The sequence below is a fragment of the Chryseobacterium sp. Bi04 genome (assembly GCF_918698085.1).
Lineage (GTDB): Bacteria > Bacteroidota > Bacteroidia > Flavobacteriales > Weeksellaceae > Chryseobacterium.
This window is the reverse complement of record NZ_CAKKLP010000007.1, coordinates 129147-147267: the sequence shown is the minus strand read 5'-3', so window position 1 is coordinate 147267 and position 18121 is coordinate 129147. Positions and strand designations below refer to the sequence as shown.

Annotated in this window: 14 protein-coding genes and 1 tRNA gene; 3 read left to right on the top strand and 12 right to left on the bottom strand. The window is 36.0% G+C overall.

Features of this window, described 5'->3' with window-relative positions; all coding sequences use genetic code 11:
* Positions 1-65 precede the first annotated feature (65 nt).
* The gene (ligD, locus tag LQV47_RS13000; protein WP_230037510.1) at positions 66-1940 is read left to right on the top strand and encodes a DNA ligase D; all 1875 of its coding nucleotides are present in this window, start codon (positions 66-68) and stop codon (positions 1938-1940) included.
* A 154-nt stretch (positions 1941-2094) separates the two neighbouring features.
* Here the strand turns inward: ligD and LQV47_RS12995 are convergent, their stop codons facing one another.
* The 5 genes from LQV47_RS12995 to nusB all read right to left on the bottom strand — a co-directional run bounded on the left by LQV47_RS12995 (position 2095) and on the right by nusB (position 5975).
* Positions 2095-2940, bottom strand: a complete 846-nt coding sequence (locus LQV47_RS12995; protein ID WP_230037509.1) for a mechanosensitive ion channel family protein — start codon at positions 2938-2940, stop codon at positions 2095-2097.
* Between the two features lie 363 nt (positions 2941-3303).
* Positions 3304-4038, bottom strand: coding sequence for an SDR family NAD(P)-dependent oxidoreductase (locus tag LQV47_RS12990; RefSeq protein WP_230037508.1), 735 nt, complete (start codon positions 4036-4038; stop codon positions 3304-3306).
* Positions 4039-4181: 143 nt separating this feature from the next.
* Positions 4182-4547: a preprotein translocase subunit YajC gene (gene yajC, locus LQV47_RS12985; RefSeq protein WP_230037507.1), complete on the bottom strand. Its 366-nt coding sequence runs from the start codon at positions 4545-4547 to the stop codon at positions 4182-4184.
* Positions 4548-4557: 10 nt separating this feature from the next.
* A complete protein-coding gene (locus LQV47_RS12980) occupies positions 4558-5067 on the bottom strand; it encodes a DUF1573 domain-containing protein (RefSeq protein WP_230037506.1) in 510 nt (169 codons plus the stop codon).
* Positions 5068-5069: 2 nt separating this feature from the next.
* Positions 5070-5975: a transcription antitermination factor NusB gene (gene nusB, locus LQV47_RS12975; protein WP_230037505.1), complete on the bottom strand. Its 906-nt coding sequence runs from the start codon at positions 5973-5975 to the stop codon at positions 5070-5072.
* Positions 5976-6065: 90 nt separating this feature from the next.
* Between nusB and LQV47_RS12970 the strand changes: the two genes are divergently transcribed.
* Positions 6066-7727 carry an ABC transporter ATP-binding protein gene (locus LQV47_RS12970; RefSeq protein WP_230037503.1) on the top strand — a complete coding sequence of 554 codons (1662 nt, stop codon included), beginning with the start codon at positions 6066-6068 and terminating at the stop codon, positions 7725-7727.
* Positions 7728-7826: 99 nt separating this feature from the next.
* A complete protein-coding gene (locus tag LQV47_RS12965; RefSeq protein ID WP_034701927.1) occupies positions 7827-8162 on the top strand; it encodes a DUF3276 family protein in 336 nt (111 codons plus the stop codon).
* Positions 8163-8309: 147 nt separating this feature from the next.
* Here the strand turns inward: LQV47_RS12965 and LQV47_RS12960 are convergent, their stop codons facing one another.
* From LQV47_RS12960 to LQV47_RS12930, 7 genes are all read right to left on the bottom strand, one after another.
* Positions 8310-13352, bottom strand: a complete 5043-nt coding sequence (locus LQV47_RS12960) for a DUF4132 domain-containing protein (protein ID WP_230037501.1) — start codon at positions 13350-13352, stop codon at positions 8310-8312.
* Between the two features lie 25 nt (positions 13353-13377).
* A complete protein-coding gene (locus tag LQV47_RS12955; RefSeq protein ID WP_230037499.1) occupies positions 13378-13812 on the bottom strand; it encodes a hypothetical protein in 435 nt (144 codons plus the stop codon).
* A 543-nt stretch (positions 13813-14355) separates the two neighbouring features.
* A tRNA-His gene (locus LQV47_RS12950) sits at positions 14356-14431 on the bottom strand.
* Between the two features lie 35 nt (positions 14432-14466).
* Positions 14467-15186 (bottom strand): bacillithiol biosynthesis deacetylase BshB1, encoded by a 720-nt coding sequence (gene bshB1, locus LQV47_RS12945; protein ID WP_230037497.1) that lies wholly within the window; start codon positions 15184-15186, stop codon positions 14467-14469.
* Between the two features lie 82 nt (positions 15187-15268).
* Positions 15269-16921 (bottom strand): tetratricopeptide repeat protein, encoded by a 1653-nt coding sequence (locus tag LQV47_RS12940; protein ID WP_230037495.1) that lies wholly within the window; start codon positions 16919-16921, stop codon positions 15269-15271.
* 90 nt (positions 16922-17011) lie between these two features.
* Positions 17012-17884: a substrate-binding domain-containing protein gene (locus LQV47_RS12935; protein ID WP_230037493.1), complete on the bottom strand. Its 873-nt coding sequence runs from the start codon at positions 17882-17884 to the stop codon at positions 17012-17014.
* Positions 17874-18071 (bottom strand): DUF308 domain-containing protein, encoded by a 198-nt coding sequence (locus tag LQV47_RS12930; protein ID WP_230037492.1) that lies wholly within the window; start codon positions 18069-18071, stop codon positions 17874-17876. The genes LQV47_RS12935 and LQV47_RS12930 overlap by 11 nt, the downstream gene beginning before the upstream one ends.
* Positions 18072-18121: the final 50 nt, after the last annotated feature.

The following is an 18121-nucleotide window of genomic DNA, read 5'->3' as shown; positions in this document are numbered from 1 at the left end:
AGAAACCTTTCAGAAGCTTTAATTCTTTAACCAACGAAAAAAAATTAAAAACCTTTATCAGGCCTATGCTGGCGAAGCTTTCTGAAGAAGCTTTTAACGATAAGGACTGGGTATTTGAAATAAAATGGGATGGCTACAGAGCGATAGCAGATCTCAGCCATGAAGAACCTCTCTTCTATTCCAGAAACGGAATTTCATTTTTATCAAAATTTAAAAGCGTAGCCCGTGATTTCAAAAAACAAAAGCATCCTATGATTCTGGATGGGGAAATTGTGGCCTATGACGATCAGGGAAAGCCCAGTTTTCAACTTTTACAGCAAATTGGTGATAATCCCAATTTAGCACTTGCTTATCAGGTTTTTGACATCCTATGGCTCAATGGCCACTCAACAGAGGAACTCCCTCTTATCCAGCGAAAGGAGCTTTTAAAAGAAGCCCTGATTGAAACTGAAACCATTAAATACTGTGATCATATCCCTGAAAAAGGAATTGAGTTTTTTGATCAGATGAAAAAATTGAAGCTGGAAGGGATGATCGCTAAAAGGGCCAGCAGCCAATATATAGAAAATCAAAGAACCAGCGACTGGCTTAAAATAAAATTCACCAATACGGATGAAGTTATTATCTGCGGTTTTACGGAACCAAGAGGCTCACGCAAGGGTTTTGGAGCCTTAATTTTAGGAAAATATATTGACCATAAGCTTACCTATTGCGGCCATACAGGAACGGGATTCAATCAAAATTCTTTAAAAGAACTTTACGAAAGGCTTCAGAAATTGATTATAAAATCTCCACCTTTTGAAAGTATACCTAAAACGAATATGCCGGTAACATGGATAAGACCCGAGCTGGTAGGTGAGATTAAATATTCCGAAATTACTAAAGACGGAATTTTCCGGCATCCGGTTTTTATTGCCATTCGTGAAGATAAAGAACCTGAAGAAATTAAAAGCCTGAGCAATCAAAACGAAAAACCTAAAGGAATGAAAACAAAAGCCACTTCTAAAAGAAATGAACCTTCTGAAAAAGAAACTGAGATGACACTGAACAAGCATCATGTAAAACTCACTAATCAGGATAAGATCTATTTTCCAAAAGATGGTATTACTAAAGGTGATGTGATCGATTATTATCAATCGGTAGCAGATTATATTTTACCGTACTTAAAAAACAGACCATTATCCCTCAACCGTTTTCCCAATGGAATTGAAGAACAGGGTTTTTATCAGAAAGACGCCGGGGATCATATTCCCGACTGGATAAAAACCACAAAAGTATACTCCGAATCGAATGATAAGTACATTGATTATATTTACTGTAACGACAAGGCAACGTTAGCTTATCTCAATAATTTAGGATGCATAGACCTCAATCCGTGGAACAGCTCTCTGCCGGATCTGGAACATCCTGATTACCTGGTTTTGGATCTCGATCCTTCAGCAAAAAACACGTTTGATGAGGTTATTGAGACGGCACTTCAGGTGAATGAAGTTTTACAAGCTATCAAAATAAAAGGATATTGCAAAACTTCAGGGAGTACAGGGATTCACATTTATATTCCGATGGGTGGCAAGTACGAGTTTGACCAGGTAAAAGATTTCGCGCAGCTACTCATGAAACAGGTGAATGACAGGTTACCGAAGATTACTACTTTAGAAAGAAGCCTTCAAAAAAGGGATCATAAAAAAATTTATCTGGACTATCTCCAAAACCGAACCGGACAAACTCTGGCAAGCGCATATAGTCTGAGGCCAAAACAGGGAGCATCTGTTTCCATGCCAGTGGAATGGGAGGAGCTGAGACCGGGATTGAAGCCTACTGATTTTACTATTGATAATAGCCTGGAAAGAATAAAGGAAAAAGGAGATTTGTTTAAACCCACCCTGGGTAAGGGTATTGATATGATGAAAGCTCTGGACACAATGCAGAATATTGATTGATACAGGCATACTATAAAAAGAAGGTGTATCACAACTAGACGATGTGGGTTGAGAATCGTTTAAACGAAAACCCTAGGGGTACAGGAAAATTTCATAAAAAAGGCCGTTTTCACGAGTTGTGAGACAGCCTCTTTTTTATCATTTTCAAATATAATTATTTATTGTAAACATGAATATCTCTTTGTGGAAAAGGGATTCCTATTCCGGCTTTATCAAGAGCTTCTTTACAGTTGATGATCAACTCTTCATTCATTTTCCAGAAATTTTCATTTGAGGTGGTCACCCGTACGGATAAGTTTACAGCACTGTCTCCAAGTTCTGTTACCACTACCTGTGGTGCAGGTTCTGTAAAAGCGTACTGGTTATTGTTGATTACTCGCATTAATATTTCTTTGGTCTGTTTAAGATCTGCATCATAAGCCACACCTATATCCAGAGAAGTTCTTCGGGAACCTAATTGCGTAAAATTGGTAATGCTGTTATTGGATACTACTCCATTTGGGATCACAATTAATTGATTTTGTGGAGTAACCAGTTTTGTATGAAAAATATCAATAGCCTGAACGGTTCCTGAAACACCGGAATTGGTAGAAATAAAGTCACCTATTTTAAATGGTTTTAGCAGTAAAATAAGAATTCCACCTGCAAAATTAGTCAGTGATCCCTGTAATGCTAAACCTATCGCCAGACCGGCAGCACCAATCATCGCTACAAAAGCTGAAGTCTGCACTCCCAATTGGGTAACCACGACAATAAAAAGAAGAATATTAAGCCCCCAATTAATAATATTTAAAAGGAAAAGCTGTAAAGAAACTTCCATATTACGCTTTTTAAAAGCTTTTGCAACCAGCTTTTTAATCATTCTTATCATCCATGAACCAATCAGGTAGATCAGTACTGCAGAAATTACTGCTGTGATAATTCTTGGTGTCCATGAAATTGCTGAAGATAGTAAAGAATCCCAGTGTTTCTGAATGTTGCTTAATTCTAAATCGTTCATTTTTCTGCTGCTTATTTTAATATTTGTATATCTATTATGGGCTCCTGTACAAGATTTAAAATGAAAATGAGCCATAGTATAATCAGGTTCCAAAAAGAAGCAAGCCTTAACCCTTTAGAGTTAAAGTAGAAGTATTATCCATGAAAATAAATTGATTGCGAAACAGAATGGTTTGGCTTACTCAATGATCATTTCAAAAATTGAATCTTAGTACGAAGAAATAATTTTGGGTTTTATAATAGCAAAGAGGATACCGAACTCCCTTTTTAAAGAAATAAGGTTCTCATTATTATACATAACAAGCAGAGAAAATGATGAAAAAATTCATCGCACAGACTATTTTAAATTCTAATATTCAAAACATTACGGTAATTTCGCGACTAAACCTTCCGGCAAAAGTCTCAAAATATGATAAATAATTTTCCATTTAAAATTCGGAACAATAGTAAAGGAATTACCGGCATTGACAATAAATCCGGCTACGTAATCAGGCTCCATCATCAAGGATTCATTAAGTTCTAATCCGGCATTAATCTTTGTTCTGATATATCCAATTACCAAAGCATTGACAATAATTTTCCTGGAAGCCAGTTCCTGTCTTAACCCTGCCAGATATTGGGTAAAGGCAGCTTTTGTACTTCCATATACAAAATTGCTTTTTCGTCCTCTTACACCGGATAATGAAGAGAGTCCTACAATTCTTTCCAGACGATTATTGCTTTGATCCATTGCAATAATACTGAGAATAGATACGGCTCCCATATAATTGACTTCCATCATTTGTTTAGCCCCATTAAAATCAGCTAATGCTTTTTCATTATCTACCAAAAAGCCGGCAGCATATACTACTATATGAGGTTTTACAGCGAGTTGATCATAAAATTTTTGATGTGAATTAAAATCTGTGGCATCAAAAGATAAAACTGTGATTTTGTTTTGATTCAAATTATTCTCAGAGACAAAATCTTTCAGAGATTGGGTATTCCTGGAAGCCGCAATTACAGAAAGTCCTTTTTCAACATATTGCTTGAGACATTGTTTGGCGACATCTGAATTGGCTCCTAAAATAAGAACAGTTTTACTTGCGTTTTGATCCATCCGGCAAAGATAATTTCTTTTTTCAAAATGAAAATTAATGATTATTCAAATAACTATTACATCAACTGCTTAGTGTATTCTATAAAAAAGAATCGGCGGGTGAACTTCGTTCACCCGCCGATTCAGTCTATTTTCAGTCTGAATTATTTCTTTTCTTCAGTTTCTGTTTCTTTTTTGTCTGCTGTTTTATCAGCCGCTTTTGCTTTATCTCCGAAACGGGTTTCTGTCATTTCTCTTGAAATAGCCGCTTTTTCGAATTTCAGTTTTCCTGATAATGTTTCGATAACAAAACCGTCATCCTGAACCTGAGCAATTCTTCCGTGAAGTCCTGAAGTAAGTACAACTCTTGTTCCTACTTTTAGATTTTCCTGGAAATTCTTCTCCTGTTTTTGTTTTCTCATCTGAGGTCTTATCATTAAGAAATAAAACCCTACAAACATTACCCCCATCATGATCAGCATCATAGATGAAGATCCCTGTGGTTGTGTCTGTAAAAATAATGTCAACATATTTTTAAAATTATGGTTGGATGTTCGCAGTGAACGTTAGTTTGATTGGAGCTTTCTCTACGTTTGCAAAAACATCTGCATACTTCTGAACATTTCCGTCGAAGTTTGAAGAGTCAAAATGTAGTGTAATTTTCCCTTTTTTACCTGGCATGATAGGTTCTTTTGTGAAATCAGGAGCTGTACATCCGCATCCAGGCTTAACTTCAGAAATAATCAAAGGATTTTTTCCGGTGTTCGTTACTTCATAAACGTGCTCTACTTTATCTCCTTTTTTGATTTTTCCAAAATCGAAGTTGCTTTCAGATAAAGCAATAGAAGTAGAAGGTTCGTTAGAAGCAGGAGCAGAAGGAGCTTCACCTGTTACAGGAGTTGCTGTAGAATCTGCTGTTGCAGGAGCTGTTATTGCTGTAGAATCAGCAGCTACTGTTTCAGCACTTTGAATTTCTTTGTTTTCTTTTTTACAAGAAACTAATCCCAAGCCTATGATAGATAAGGCGATAATTGATAACGTCTTTTTCATTTTTATATTCTATTTTGATCTTTACAATATTTATCTAAAATACCATTAACGAAAATATTGGAACGGTCTGTGGCAAATACTTTTGCAATTTCAATATATTCATTAATAATAACTCTTGAAGGTGTAAACGGAAAATTATCAAGCTCTGAAATTGCTGTTGATAAAATAACTTTATCCATTAAAGAAACTCTTTCCAAATCCCAGTTTTCAAGTCTCTCTTTCAGTTTCTCCTCGTTGTTCTCCCAGTTGTTTAAAGTATCTCTCAATAATTTAGCTGCGAAACTTTTATCTTCTTCATCTTTAATCATCTTAATTAAAGTTCTGCTTTCTTCATCTTCTCTCAGGAAACCTATGGTTTTTTGTACCATTGAATTGGCAATATGAATATCATCATACCATGAAAGTTCTTTATCTCCTAAATAATCATGAAAATCATCGTTTTCAGCAATATATCTCAGGAATAATTTACCGATAAACTTCTGATCATCTTCAAAAGAATATCCATCTTCTTTCATAAAATCCTGATAACGTTTTCCTGCTGTAATTCTTTGGAAAGTTTTTACCAACAAATCATCGTGCATATCCCACTTCAATTGCTTGTGCTGACCTGTGAAAAATAATCTCTCAGGATTTTCTTCCAGCTTCTTTAATACTTGATTGTTGATGAATTTTTGGTTAGGATTAATATCAGCATCTGTTTTCAGATACTTATTTTTTCCGATTTCGATCTGATGCTCTGCCAAATCTTTTAGTGCCACCAAAAAATTCAGCTGGTAGATGTAAAGGTGATAGATTTTCTCTATTCCAGAGAACATGTTTTTCTCTAAAACATCAAACTTTACAGGATTTTGATAGTACGAATACACTGTTTGTACTAATTTTTCACGGATTTGTCGTCTTCCTAACATTCAAAGAGCTTTTTATGCGTGCAAAGATACAAAATTTAAAATTGATGGAATTCGTAGTGTGATGACATTTTCGTAATTTTGTAAAACTATATGAAAGCTCTAAAAACCTTAAACCCTTATTTTTGGAAACACAAAATACTATTGTTTTGGGGAGTACTATTTATCATTGCCAGTAACTTTTTTAATATTTATAAAGTTCAGTTTGTAGGTAAATCCGTGGATGAACTCACTAAAAACGGGAACCTTGGCTTCAATAACCAGGTTCTTATTTATGTTGCTATCATTGTGGGATGCTCACTGTTGACCGGATTTTTCACCTTCATGATGAGGCAGACGATTATTGTTGCCTCCAGAAGAATTGAGTATGAACTTAAAAATAAAATCTACCGGCATTATCAGGATTTATCTTTAACGGATTATAAACAAACCACCATCGGGGATTTAATGAACCGGTTAAGTGAAGATGTTGTAGCCGTAAGGATGTATCTTGGGCCAGGTGTAATGTATGTAGCCAATCTCATTGTCCTTGTTGTCATCACTTCTATTTATATGGTGAAAACAGATGCTTCCATGACTTTATGGACATTGCTGCCGCTTCCTATTTTATCTTTTGCTATTTATAAGGTAAGTTCCATTATCAATAAAAAGTCTAAAGTGATGCAGAAAAGTCAGTCTGCCATTTCAACTTTTGTTCAGGATAGCTTTTCGGGAATCCGGGTGGTGAAATTTTTTGCAAAAGAAAAATACATCAAGAAGAATTACGGAATCAAGGTAACAGATTATCAGAACAAAGCACTGGATCTTGCCAAAACTGAAGCCTATTTCTTTACCATTATTTTATTTGTAATCGGATTACTGAATGTTGCCGTTATTTGGATTGGCGGTGAAAAATATATTGCAGGAGAATTAAGTATAGGTAAAATTGCCGATTTCTTCATGTATATAAATACCTTAATTTTTCCATTCTCAATGGTAGGTTGGGTTACTTCTGTGAATCAGAGAGCTGAAGCTTCTATGCAGAGGATTAATGAATTTATGGATAAGAAATCTGAAATTGTAAATTCAAACTTTGAGAATTATCCTATCCGGGGCAATATAGAGTTTAGAAATGTTTCTTATGTATATCCAAATACGGGAATCAAAGCACTGGATAACCTGAGTTTTACCATCAATGCCGGCGAATCCTTAGCTATTATGGGGAAAACAGGAAGTGGAAAATCTACCATAGCTCTTCTTCTGTGCAGGCTGATTGATCCTACGGAAGGTGAGATTCTTATTGACGGTAAAAACCTTAAAGAACACAATCTCAGTAACTATAGGGATTTTATAGGATACATTCCTCAGGAAAGCTATTTATTCTCTGATTCTATCGAAAATAACATTGGTTTTGCTATTGATCATCCCTCTCACGGAAAAGTGGTAGAATATGCGCAAATTGCCGATGTTCACAAAAATATTGTCGAGTTTAAAGAGCAATATAAAACACTGGTGGGTGAACGTGGGGTCATGCTTTCGGGAGGTCAAAAGCAAAGAATTTGTATTGCACGGGCTTTAATTAAGGACCCAAATATCATTATTTTTGACGATTCTTTATCGGCTTTGGATACGGAGACCGAGCAGAATATTCTTGAAAATATTGATAAAAAAATAGGCAATGCGACTTCCATAATTATCACGCACAGAGAGTCTAGCGCTCAAAAAGCAGACAAAATCATTAACCTCACGGAAATTGCCAATTCTGTAACCGCTTAGCCGTTTCGTTCTCAATTGTTAAATAAATCATAAAAAAAATTTTGTGATTAAAAGAATTCTTTTATATTTGTTCTTAACAAGATTAAAAAATATCTAACAATGAGTGAATACAAGGAACGCCATGAAAATGAAATTTTCACTAAGGTGTTAAAAGCAGGGAGAAGAACTTATTTCTTTGATGTGCGCGAGACGAAAGCAGGAGATTATTATCTTACAATCACTGAGAGTAAGAAAAATTTCGGAGAGAATGGGGAAGCTACATTCGAGAAGCATAAAATTTACCTTTATAAGGAAGATTTTAAAAGTTTTCAGGAGATGTTTAATGAGTCCACAGATTTCATCATTAATGAAAAGGGGGAGGATGTAATTTCTGAAAAACATGACAAAGACTTCAAAAGCAAATCTTTTACGATTGATTCTGACGACGAAGTTTAAAAAAGAATATCTAAAAACACAAGCATCTGAAAAAGGATGCTTTTTTTGTGCAAAAAATTGGGCTTATGGCTTATGGCTTATGGCTTAGCAAATTTAAAGTTTGAAAAACAAAAAAGTACACCTTTGAAAAGTGTACTTTCTGTATTTTTATATGTACTCCCGTTTTATCTGCGAAAGTATCGTTGGGCCCTGTATTTCATTGTCTTTAGATAATAACAGTACTTTAGACAATACTTCAGCGGATTTTGGGTCATCATCCGCAAAAGGTAAAAACAACCTGCCTCTATGCTGAGAGTGAACAGGCAGTATGGAGAGATAATGTCCGGGAACCTGATGTACTACAGCACTTCCCAAATGCACACTATATTCTGCCATACTTCCTTTTATCAATACGTGTGAACCTTCAATCTTTATATTCTCAAGTTTAAATAAACGGGCAGTTTCTTTCATCAGTACAGTCCGCATCTCAATAGAAGACTGGCTGGCTTCCGGATCTACACCTCCCACATGAGCTACCGATACTACCAGATCCACATCACGCATCACTTCTGAGAACAGCCTTGGATTGATCTCTTCAAAAGGAATATTCTTAGCATCTTTTAAAGAATGAAATTCTATCGTTTCCAATGTGGGGCTTTCTATATCGGCAGGTGAAAACCAATCGGCCATCGCATAAAGCTTCACCTGAAACCCTTCCTTGTGATACACTTTTTGTAAACCTTCTTCATAATCTACTTTCCATCCACGTGTTTTAAGCAAAGCTAATGTCTGCTTTGGCTGAATCTGATGTCCTGCATAACGACGGGATACAGATTTTTCTTTCAATTCATCAGGAGTAGGAACATACAGTTCTCTGAATATCTGCTTGAACGGCTGAATAAGTTTTTCTTTAAAGCAATAATGCTGGTAATCATTCCAGACTGAATGCTGATGGAAGTCTACACAATGGGCGATACGCAACGTATGATACTCATTTAACTCCTGTATTTCACCATCAGTATTGATCAGGTTTCCATCATGGAAAAATCCGATTTTATGATCATTGGAAATAAATACCAGTTTCTCTAAATGCTTTACAATAACAGGATGTTCAAAAAGTTTTTTGATTTCAGCAAAAAAGAACTCATCTCCCCTGATCATTGCTTCCTCTAATCCTTTTCGGGAGCGTGTCCATTGCTCACGCATGATTTTACGGTAGTTCCCAAGCTCTATGATCGCTTTATCTTTTTTAATCTTTGGCGGAATAGATTTCAGCTGCTTATCATCTCTGAACACCACAAGTTCTGCTTTACCATTGTCTTCTATAAGTAAACCTACTGTAATACCGTCAATAGTAACCTGCGTTTCTTTTGATAAAAGATCCTGAATTTGTTTGGTTTCCATAGCCCAGGTCAGCCTTATCGGATCAGGATACCCTGCATTTCGGGCTAAGTTTTCTAATGCTACCCGAATAGCAAGCGCCTCACTCGACTGTTTCATAGAGCCAAATTCCTTGCTTTCTTTTTTAAATTGCTGGATGTATTCGTACCGGTTCAGGACATCTTTCTCAGGGTTAGTTTTACTCAATGGTACCAATCCATATACACGTAAATAATCCTGATCACGTTTGTCTTTTACTTTTGTAGTTACTTCTTTTATTTTTAAACTGCCAGCCAGCGTGTCGGAATAAAGCCTCGCCCGTCGGTGTCCGTTACCATCAGATATATATTTTGCAGATTCATAAAGCATTTCCCATCGTGCTTTACCTAGCTCTTTGTAAGCTTTTGTAAACCAATCTTTATCTACAGCTCCATCCTTAAATTCCTGAATATCTACTGAGGAATATTTTGCAACTTCGCTTTCCAGTTTTGCATTCTGTGCTTCATAAGCTCCTGTTTTTGTATGGGCATGCATCCACCAGATCGCCGAATCCAAACCTTTCCAACCCAAATAATTACTTATCAGTTTTTGCCATTGTGGTGCATATACTGCAGCCTGTATCAGGCGAAGTTCTGCAATCTTTTCTTTTTTCGCCATCTCGTTAAATGCTTCCTGTGTATCATTCTCCAAAGGATAGCAATTCGAAATAAGCCAGGAAAAGAGTTTCTGCTTCGTCATACTTTCCCCAGTATAGCTGTATATATAATTGGCATATAATCCGGACTTCCCTAATCCTTTCAGAATCTGAATAAAACGATGTGTTCCATATATCGTCTGAAACTGCTGTACAAAATGAGAAACAGCTGTGTTGACATCCCCACGAATAAGCTCTATATCCAGGAATTTATCCTGTATTTCTTCAATCATCGGTTTTAAGAACGGAAATACCTCAAGATATTTCTCATTATGATGATAGAATTTGGTGATGGTAAGATCCCTGATTGCAGAATCAGCAGTGAGGATTCCCTCATAGAGCTCTTCTCGGGTAATGGCTTTCAATTCATAGGCTTTGCAGAATACATGGAAGGGAGGAACACTATTTGTTATATTTTCCGGCAATCCATTATACTGCATCCATCGGTATAAATTCCATTGTTTAAGATATTGTTCTTCGGTAAGATTTTTCAATGGTACAGCTCTTAAAAACACATCAAAAAAGCTCAGTTGTTGCCAGCCATTCCCTTTATACGAATAATAATAGTCTTTACTATCCTTTCCTTTATAGTTAATAATATCTTCAGGAAGATGAGCAAACAGCGTACTGCAGGCATCCAGTAAGAAATCAACTTTTTCCTCGAATACAAACTTATACTGCAGTAAATAAAGAATTTTATTAATCGCATTATCCCAATGATAGTTTCCTTTCGTAGGATTAGGAATAACACCCTGGTTATAGAATACATAATCTTCTAAAAAGTCCCTGAATACTTTCCGGTCACAAGTATCCGCAAAGGTCAGCAAAAACAGATCTCTGGGCTCTAATCCAGAATCTTTATACCATTGTTCCCAGATTTCAGACAAAGGATAATTTTCAGCGAGCTGCTGAGGAGTAAACCCATCGGTATTGTTTTTTATCTGACGGAAAGTATTTCCCATCAATTCAACTGTTACTGAACCACTCCAGTCTTCAGATTCATACTCATAGTCTTTATGCTGCAAAAATATATCATTAAGTTTTTTTAATTCTTCTTTTACCTGGGCAAGAGGTTGTGAAAATCCATATTTATCTTTTTTAATGGCCTGTGCATACACCGAACTGGCTTCCACTGCTGGTAATGTGTATTTTGAGATCACCGAAGGATCATAAAATCCGAATCCGTTTTCAGCAGAAAGTATTTTCTTATCATCGGAAGGATGAAGCTGGTCCAGCAGACTCTGTTCTCTTTCCGACACTTTTGTCTTTTCGGCATACTGCTGTTTCCAGCGAGTAATTTGAACAGGCAACCTCTTGTTTTTTTGAAGTTGAAGCATCATATCCAAAGAAGCAGCCCGTTGCTCTATATCACCTTTAGTGGTAAGTTCATCAATCAATGGGGTAATTTCGGTGTCATCCTGCGCAAGCACCAGCTCTATAAGCGTCTTACGGAGAGTTCCCCCTTTTCTTTTAAACATATCAAAGAAAATCATTATTTCCTCTTTATGTAAAGGATTCTGATGCAGAACGTTGATTCCTGAGGCGATCAGAGATTCACCTCTGTCTTTTATAACCTTAAAGGCAAACTCTTTTTGAAAAGGGGTTACCGTATTCTTCTTTTGTTTCCCAATATTATAAGATAAAGAATAACAGTAAAAATCACCTAAAATATTTCGGGTAAGCAGCTCCCGTAAAGAAAGATCAAACTGATCAAAATAAGAAAGTACAGTATCCAGCTTATGACTGTCTTCTCCTACCAGATAAAACATAGAAGCATATAAATCACTCTTTTTAAAAATAGTAGTAAGCCATGAGAATACTTTTCCCTCAAATTTCTTCTCTTTTATCTCTGTTTTTTGAGTCAGCTCATGCAGTTTTTCAAAAAAGTCCGGATAATCTTTATTATTGATAAAAAATTTAGATTTTGTATTGACACTTAATAATTCGGATATTGAATGACCTGCGAATGCCAATACCTGTATATCTCCTTCCAGCACAGCTTTATAATACAGAGGCATCTGAATGTAAGGATTCTGCGTTTCTGTTGCAAATTTTATTGCTAAACACTTTTTTTCGGTATTACCTTTGTCAAACAACTGATGCAGATAAGGTACTGTTTTTTCCACATCCCATACAGCCTGTACCCAAAGCGCCATATAAACCTCAGTATTATTCTTACTTTTTATGGCTTCGGGAATCAACTCAGGATTTTTAAAATAGGTATGAGCCAATGATACAATATTCTTCACTACAGATTCTTTCTCTGCTTCCCAGCCTAAACCTGTCCAGGTATCTACCGCCCGGACAACCGATGAAAAACGAGTAAGTTTATGCTCTACAATGACACGGGTCATATATTCCAAAGCACCAACACTTGTTTCATCCAGGGCTTCTAATATCGTCTGGCGTAATCCTTCCTGACGTTGGGCAGCAAGTAAAAGTTTTTCCACCAGTTCCCAACACTGTTTCTGCTCGCTGTTGAGCAAAGCCTTGATCATATTCAAAGATACTTTTCCCTGAGTGTGTTTATTGAATATAATATCTTCAATCAGTTGATAAATATCCGTATTTCCTGTATCAATAGCTGCCGACCATATATAGAACTGACTGCTGTTATTAGATACTTCATTGTCATATATAATCTGTTCTTCTAATGAAAGGTCATAAAATTCATGATCATAAGCATTCCGCTGCGGAAGGCGTAAAAGCCCTCTTATTAAATTGATCTGATTCAGTACTATATATTCTTCACGATGAGGTGCCCGAAACGAACGGCGGTAATACCCCGTCTGATACATTTTATAGGGCATTTTATTCCATACATGCTTCACAAGGTCTGCATTATCCCCAAAGAAATAAACCAATAAATTATAATAGTCCTGATCTTCCCAGAGATCCGATTTTATATGTCCTTTAAGTTTTTCGGCAGTTTTAGAGCCTAAAGTTACAATCTCATAAGAATTAGGTTTTCCACTCAGCAATAAGCCTAATTCGGCTACTTCTTTCTTAAGTAACGGTCTATCCGGAAAAATGTGAGTAGACACGCCATTCTCTGACTGTTCTATCAGGTCTTTTCTTACTTTTTCATAATAATTTGTTATAACCTTTTTCGATTCTAACTTTTCGTTGATTTCCATGTTTTTGATGTTTTAGTATAATAGATTACCAGTAACTTCCCGCCAGAAATGTAAGCCTGATGAAAGTAAAGGTATAAGGTGTGCTTAAGTCTATGGTTTGAGAAAGGTCTTCGAGCTGCTTATCATTATAAAATACAGCAAACATTCCATCCTCAAAAGCCTGAATAGCATTTTCCCGGGCTTTGTATACATCAGCCTTTTTTAAGTTATAAATACTTCCAAAACCTGCTTTTCCGGTATCTGTAAGAATATTGAGATAATTATCCCGAGGAATTTTAGTATCATCTTGATCTTCCAGCTCAAATGATTTTGCATTGAATGCCTCCACTTGCTGCTGAACAATCAGTTGTAATAAATGCTCTAATGTAATATTTGAATCTTTGTAGCTGATCTCAATTTTTTGTTCCGAAAGAACAGGGTGTTTTTTCCCCAACTGCCTTACAGTGACCTTTATTTCCATATTTGAACTTAGTGTGAATAAATATAGGGAAATTTTGTAGTGCTATTGGATCAATTTGAGATTTTATGATGAATATCAAGAAAAGCAGAGGGAAATTTTTAAATGCGGATTGCTTTATAACCTTTATTTACACAAAGGAGTAATAATTCGGATACTCTATTTTTAAGAAAGCAAGAAAGGCTGCTTTTGTCGCTCAATAAGCGATATAAAAAAATAGCTTAATCAAAATCGATTTCTAATCGATTCATTCTTGGCTCACTTAAAATCAAGCGTAATAAAAATAGAACTTTACATCAAAGAGAAGGGTATTGATGTAAGTTTATATTACCCCCAACTTTTGCACCTGATCTATTACTTACTTATATTATTAGCCCGCTAAAAGCAACTACTCCTAACAGGTAATACCCTTTTTAAGCGCTGATGTGAAGAATATGCAGGAATTGTGGGAAAAATATTCTAAGAAAAAAGAAAAAAACACTCTCATTGAACCTTAGAAACAGGTATAAAATAAAAAAGTACACTTTTAAAAAGTGTACTTTTCTTGGGTGAATGAGGGGTCTCGAACCCCCGACCTTCGGAACCACAATCCGACGCTCTAACCAACTGAGCTACAATCACCGTTTTGTGAGTGCAAATATAGGAAAGATTTTTTAATTACCAAACAATTCCTTCAAAATTTTTCATTGCAATTAACTTCTCAGACGTAAATCCCTCAGCATAAGCCACTCCCGATAAACGCCCTAAATCCTGGGCACGGTAAGTTAAACTTTCATAAAAGTCTTTTGTCGTAATTGGAGTTTCAGGCTCCTTGGAAGCGGGATCATAAAACTGGGTTTTATATGCCATACAGGCTGCCAGTTTTTTATCAAGATGTTCTGAGATATCAATTACAAATTCCGGTTTGATATCTTTCCATTGAATATAATGAAAAGTATGCTTGGGTCTCCATACTTCCTGAATCTCACCCTCCTCTACTGTTTCAATTTTTCTAAGCCCAGACAAAAAGCACGCATCCGACACTAATTTCGCTCCTTTTGCATGGTCCGGATGTCTGTCATCAATTGCATTCGCTAAGACGATTTCCGGGCGGTATTTGCGGATCATTTTTACAATCCTCATCTGATATTCTTCAGAATTGACTAGAAAGCCATCTTTCATTCCGAGGTTCTCTCTGGCGGAAAGACCTAAAATGTTGGCAGCATCTGCAGCTTCCGCTTTTCTTGTTTCATCTGTACCTCTTGTTCCGAGTTCTCCTCTTGTAAGATCTACGACAACACATTTTTTTCCTTCAGAAACCATTTTAGCAATAGTTCCGCCACATCCTAATTCTACATCATCAGGATGTGCTCCAAAAGCAAGTATATCAGTTTTCATATCTTCAAATATAAGGTTTAAAACAAAAACTCCCCAAACATTACGAATGGGAAGTTTTAATATCTATAATTTAAATTTTAAATTACTTATTGATTTCTGCATTTAATTTTATAGCATCCTGGTAAGTAGGATCCAGCTGTAAAGATTTTGCTACATAATCTTTAGCTTTTGCCAGATCAGTATCTTTATTCATATAAGCTACAGCAAAGTAAGCATAAGCCAGAGTCTGCTTGTTAGCTTCCTGGTCAGCAGGTTTTACAGTAGAAATAAATTTCTCATAAGCAATTTTTGCCGCTTCATTATTTCCTGCCTGTTGGTAAGAATACCCCTGGCTGTAGTAAGCTGGTGCCCAATCCGGAAGAAGTGCACTCATTTTCTGCCAAGTAAGAATTGCTCCATTCCAGTTTTTAGCATCCTGATAAGCGGTCGCTAATTTAAATAAAGCATCAGAATCCTGAGCATTAGCTGCAACTTGCTTTTTCAAGCCTTCAATAGTTGGATTAGTTGGTCCTTTATCCGCTTCTGCCTGTGAAGCACCTCCACCTCCGGCAATGTTAGCTAATTCAAGATCCCACTTCATGGTCTCATCTTTAGCAGCTTTTGCAATTGCAATTTTTTGCTGAGATTCAGTAGTTAAAGCAGCTTTTTTAGCAGCATCAGTTTCTGTTTTTGCCAATCCTGCAGCAATAAGTCCCTGTAAACCTTGATCTGCAGGTAATACTCTGGTTTTCTCTGCCTGAGAAACAAAAGTATCCATATTCTGTTTTGCTTCAGCATAATTTCCATCAGCATAAGACTGATACGCTCTTAATTTGAATTTGATAGGATCTTCAATTTTATCAAAGATTTTGTCCAATACTGTTTTAGAGTTTACATAATCTTCATTAGTGAAATATAATTTAGCAATTTCCAATTGAGTATATGGATCTTCATCAGCATATTTTGTATAGTTGATAAGGTCTTGCGTAGCCTTAGCATTTTGCTGATATCTGATATCGTAAGAAGCTAATGCTTTATAAGCAGGAGCATAAGTAGCATCTACAGCAATAGCTTTATCAATATTCTGCTTAGCCTGCTGCCATTGTTGAGCGGCCATCCATAAAGTTGCCATTCTTGTATAAACAGATGCTTTATTTTTAGCTAACGGTAAAGCTTTATCATACGCTGACATTGCTTCTCCCGGCATTCTCTTCAATCTGTAGGCATCTCCTAATGTATAATAATAATGTGCAGGCACACCCTTTCTCTCTGCTTTTTCAATAGCCTTGGTCAGGAACTGAATAGCAAGATCCGGAGAACTGTTTTTTTCAAATAAAGTTAATGCTTCAGCAGCTCTGAATAGAACTTCAGCATCTTTTTCTCTGGAATCAGTAACTGCTTTTTGGATTTCAGCGATAGCACTTTTATCACCTTTACTTAATTTTACAGCAGCTAAACCAATCTTGTTAAGATAACTCTTTCCGTCAGCAGCAATCCCTTTATTAAAGCTTTCAATAGCTTTAGCATAATCTGGCTCACCCTGTCTTAAGAAAGTATTTCCTAAATAGAAGTAGTTCTCAGCAGTAGGCTCTTTAGTGATCATATCAGTGAAATTAGTTTTTGCCTGAGCAAATTTATCACTGTCTATACTGTTGATACCATCCTGCAGTGTTTGTGCAGAGGTAAAACCGGCAAAAAATACCACAGCTGCTCCAAAAGCAATCTTCTTTACATTCATATTCATTATATCTTTCATTTTAAATTTCTAATATTTGAGTTATATTATACACAATTTTCAGACCAAAATAACACTTTTTGCGAAGCTATATTGCGAATTTAATAATTTTTAACGCATCTGCACCTCTCTACGGTATACGTTGTAAGGCTGTAAACCTTCTTTCTGAACAATTTTCTGTCCTAAATGAGTACATGAAAATCTCATAAAGCCATTAGCAATGTTAAAATTACCTTCGTTAGCCAGAAAATAAAGAACTCTTGTAAATGGGTATTCCATTGAACGAAGATTTTCAAAATCAGGCGTATACTGTTTTCCATTTTGTACAACAGGAAGCACCTTAACCATTTCTCTTAACTTTTCAGAGGCTTTGTCGTAAGGACGGCTAAAGGTATTTAACCCCACTACTCCAATTTTATCCGGATACTGAGCTAATTCTTCTATGATTTTCTTATTCCCGGGAATAATTGAAAACTTAAGATCTTTCGGCTGTTTTTTCAGCTTTTCAGCAACAAAATTCAAGTTACTGGAATTCGTACCATCAAAAATAAAATTCTTGTTCTCAGATAGCATTCCCTCATTAATCTCATTCATTGAAATATTTTCTTTTGGAGAGTTTTTAGGAACCACAAAGACAACAGCATCAGCAGCAAACTTTGAAGGTAAAAACTTTAAATCGGTTCTTTCTTCGTAAGTTTTCACTTCTTCTGTAGTCAGGTTTCTAGACATTACAATAACCTTTGCCTTCCCATTCAGGAGGTCAAGAAGTCCTAAATCCTCTTTTTGTGTAGCCACTTTAATACGTGTTTCCGGATAGTTGATCATATAGCCGTCGGCTAATGCTTCTGTAACACTTTGAAAAGATTCGTCAGTATAAATTGTAAGGTCACCTTTATTGTAAGACGGAGATTTCTCTTCCTTTTTGCAGTTGATGAGCATTATACTCAGAATAAAAACAACTACAATCTTAAAACTATTCTTCATTCTTTGATTTTTTAATTTTTGAAAGTGCCCTGTAGATCCTGAATATTCCATAAATAATCAGAACAGTTCCCATTGCATAGGCAATAGCAGGTTCCAAAATTGTAAAAAAGAATTTATAGATAATGACTACAATTCCTAAAACGATATAAAACAATCCCGTAACCAGGGATAACCAATTGAACATCATGTAACAAAAATACAAAAAAAATAAAAAGAGAAGCATATGCCTCTCTTTTT

Coding starts and splice junctions, on each gene's coding strand:
- ligD (WP_230037510.1), top strand. CDS start 66: ATGCTGGCGAAGCTTTCTGAAGAAGCTTTTAACGATAAGGACTGGGTA.
- LQV47_RS12995 (WP_230037509.1), bottom strand. CDS start 2,940: ATGAACGATTTAGAATTAAGCAACATTCAGAAACACTGGGATTCTTTA.
- LQV47_RS12990 (WP_230037508.1), bottom strand. CDS start 4,038: ATGGATCAAAACGCAAGTAAAACTGTTCTTATTTTAGGAGCCAATTCA.
- yajC (WP_230037507.1), bottom strand. CDS start 4,547: ATGTTGACATTATTTTTACAGACACAACCACAGGGATCTTCATCTATG.
- LQV47_RS12980 (WP_230037506.1), bottom strand. CDS start 5,067: ATGAAAAAGACGTTATCAATTATCGCCTTATCTATCATAGGCTTGGGA.
- nusB (WP_230037505.1), bottom strand. CDS start 5,975: ATGTTAGGAAGACGACAAATCCGTGAAAAATTAGTACAAACAGTGTAT.
- LQV47_RS12970 (WP_230037503.1), top strand. CDS start 6,066: ATGAAAGCTCTAAAAACCTTAAACCCTTATTTTTGGAAACACAAAATA.
- LQV47_RS12965 (WP_034701927.1), top strand. CDS start 7,827: ATGAGTGAATACAAGGAACGCCATGAAAATGAAATTTTCACTAAGGTG.
- LQV47_RS12960 (WP_230037501.1), bottom strand. CDS start 13,352: ATGGAAATCAACGAAAAGTTAGAATCGAAAAAGGTTATAACAAATTAT.
- LQV47_RS12955 (WP_230037499.1), bottom strand. CDS start 13,812: ATGGAAATAAAGGTCACTGTAAGGCAGTTGGGGAAAAAACACCCTGTT.
- bshB1 (WP_230037497.1), bottom strand. CDS start 15,186: ATGAAAACTGATATACTTGCTTTTGGAGCACATCCTGATGATGTAGAA.
- LQV47_RS12940 (WP_230037495.1), bottom strand. CDS start 16,921: ATGAAAGATATAATGAATATGAATGTAAAGAAGATTGCTTTTGGAGCA.
- LQV47_RS12935 (WP_230037493.1), bottom strand. CDS start 17,884: ATGAAGAATAGTTTTAAGATTGTAGTTGTTTTTATTCTGAGTATAATG.
- LQV47_RS12930 (WP_230037492.1), bottom strand. CDS start 18,071: ATGATGTTCAATTGGTTATCCCTGGTTACGGGATTGTTTTATATCGTT.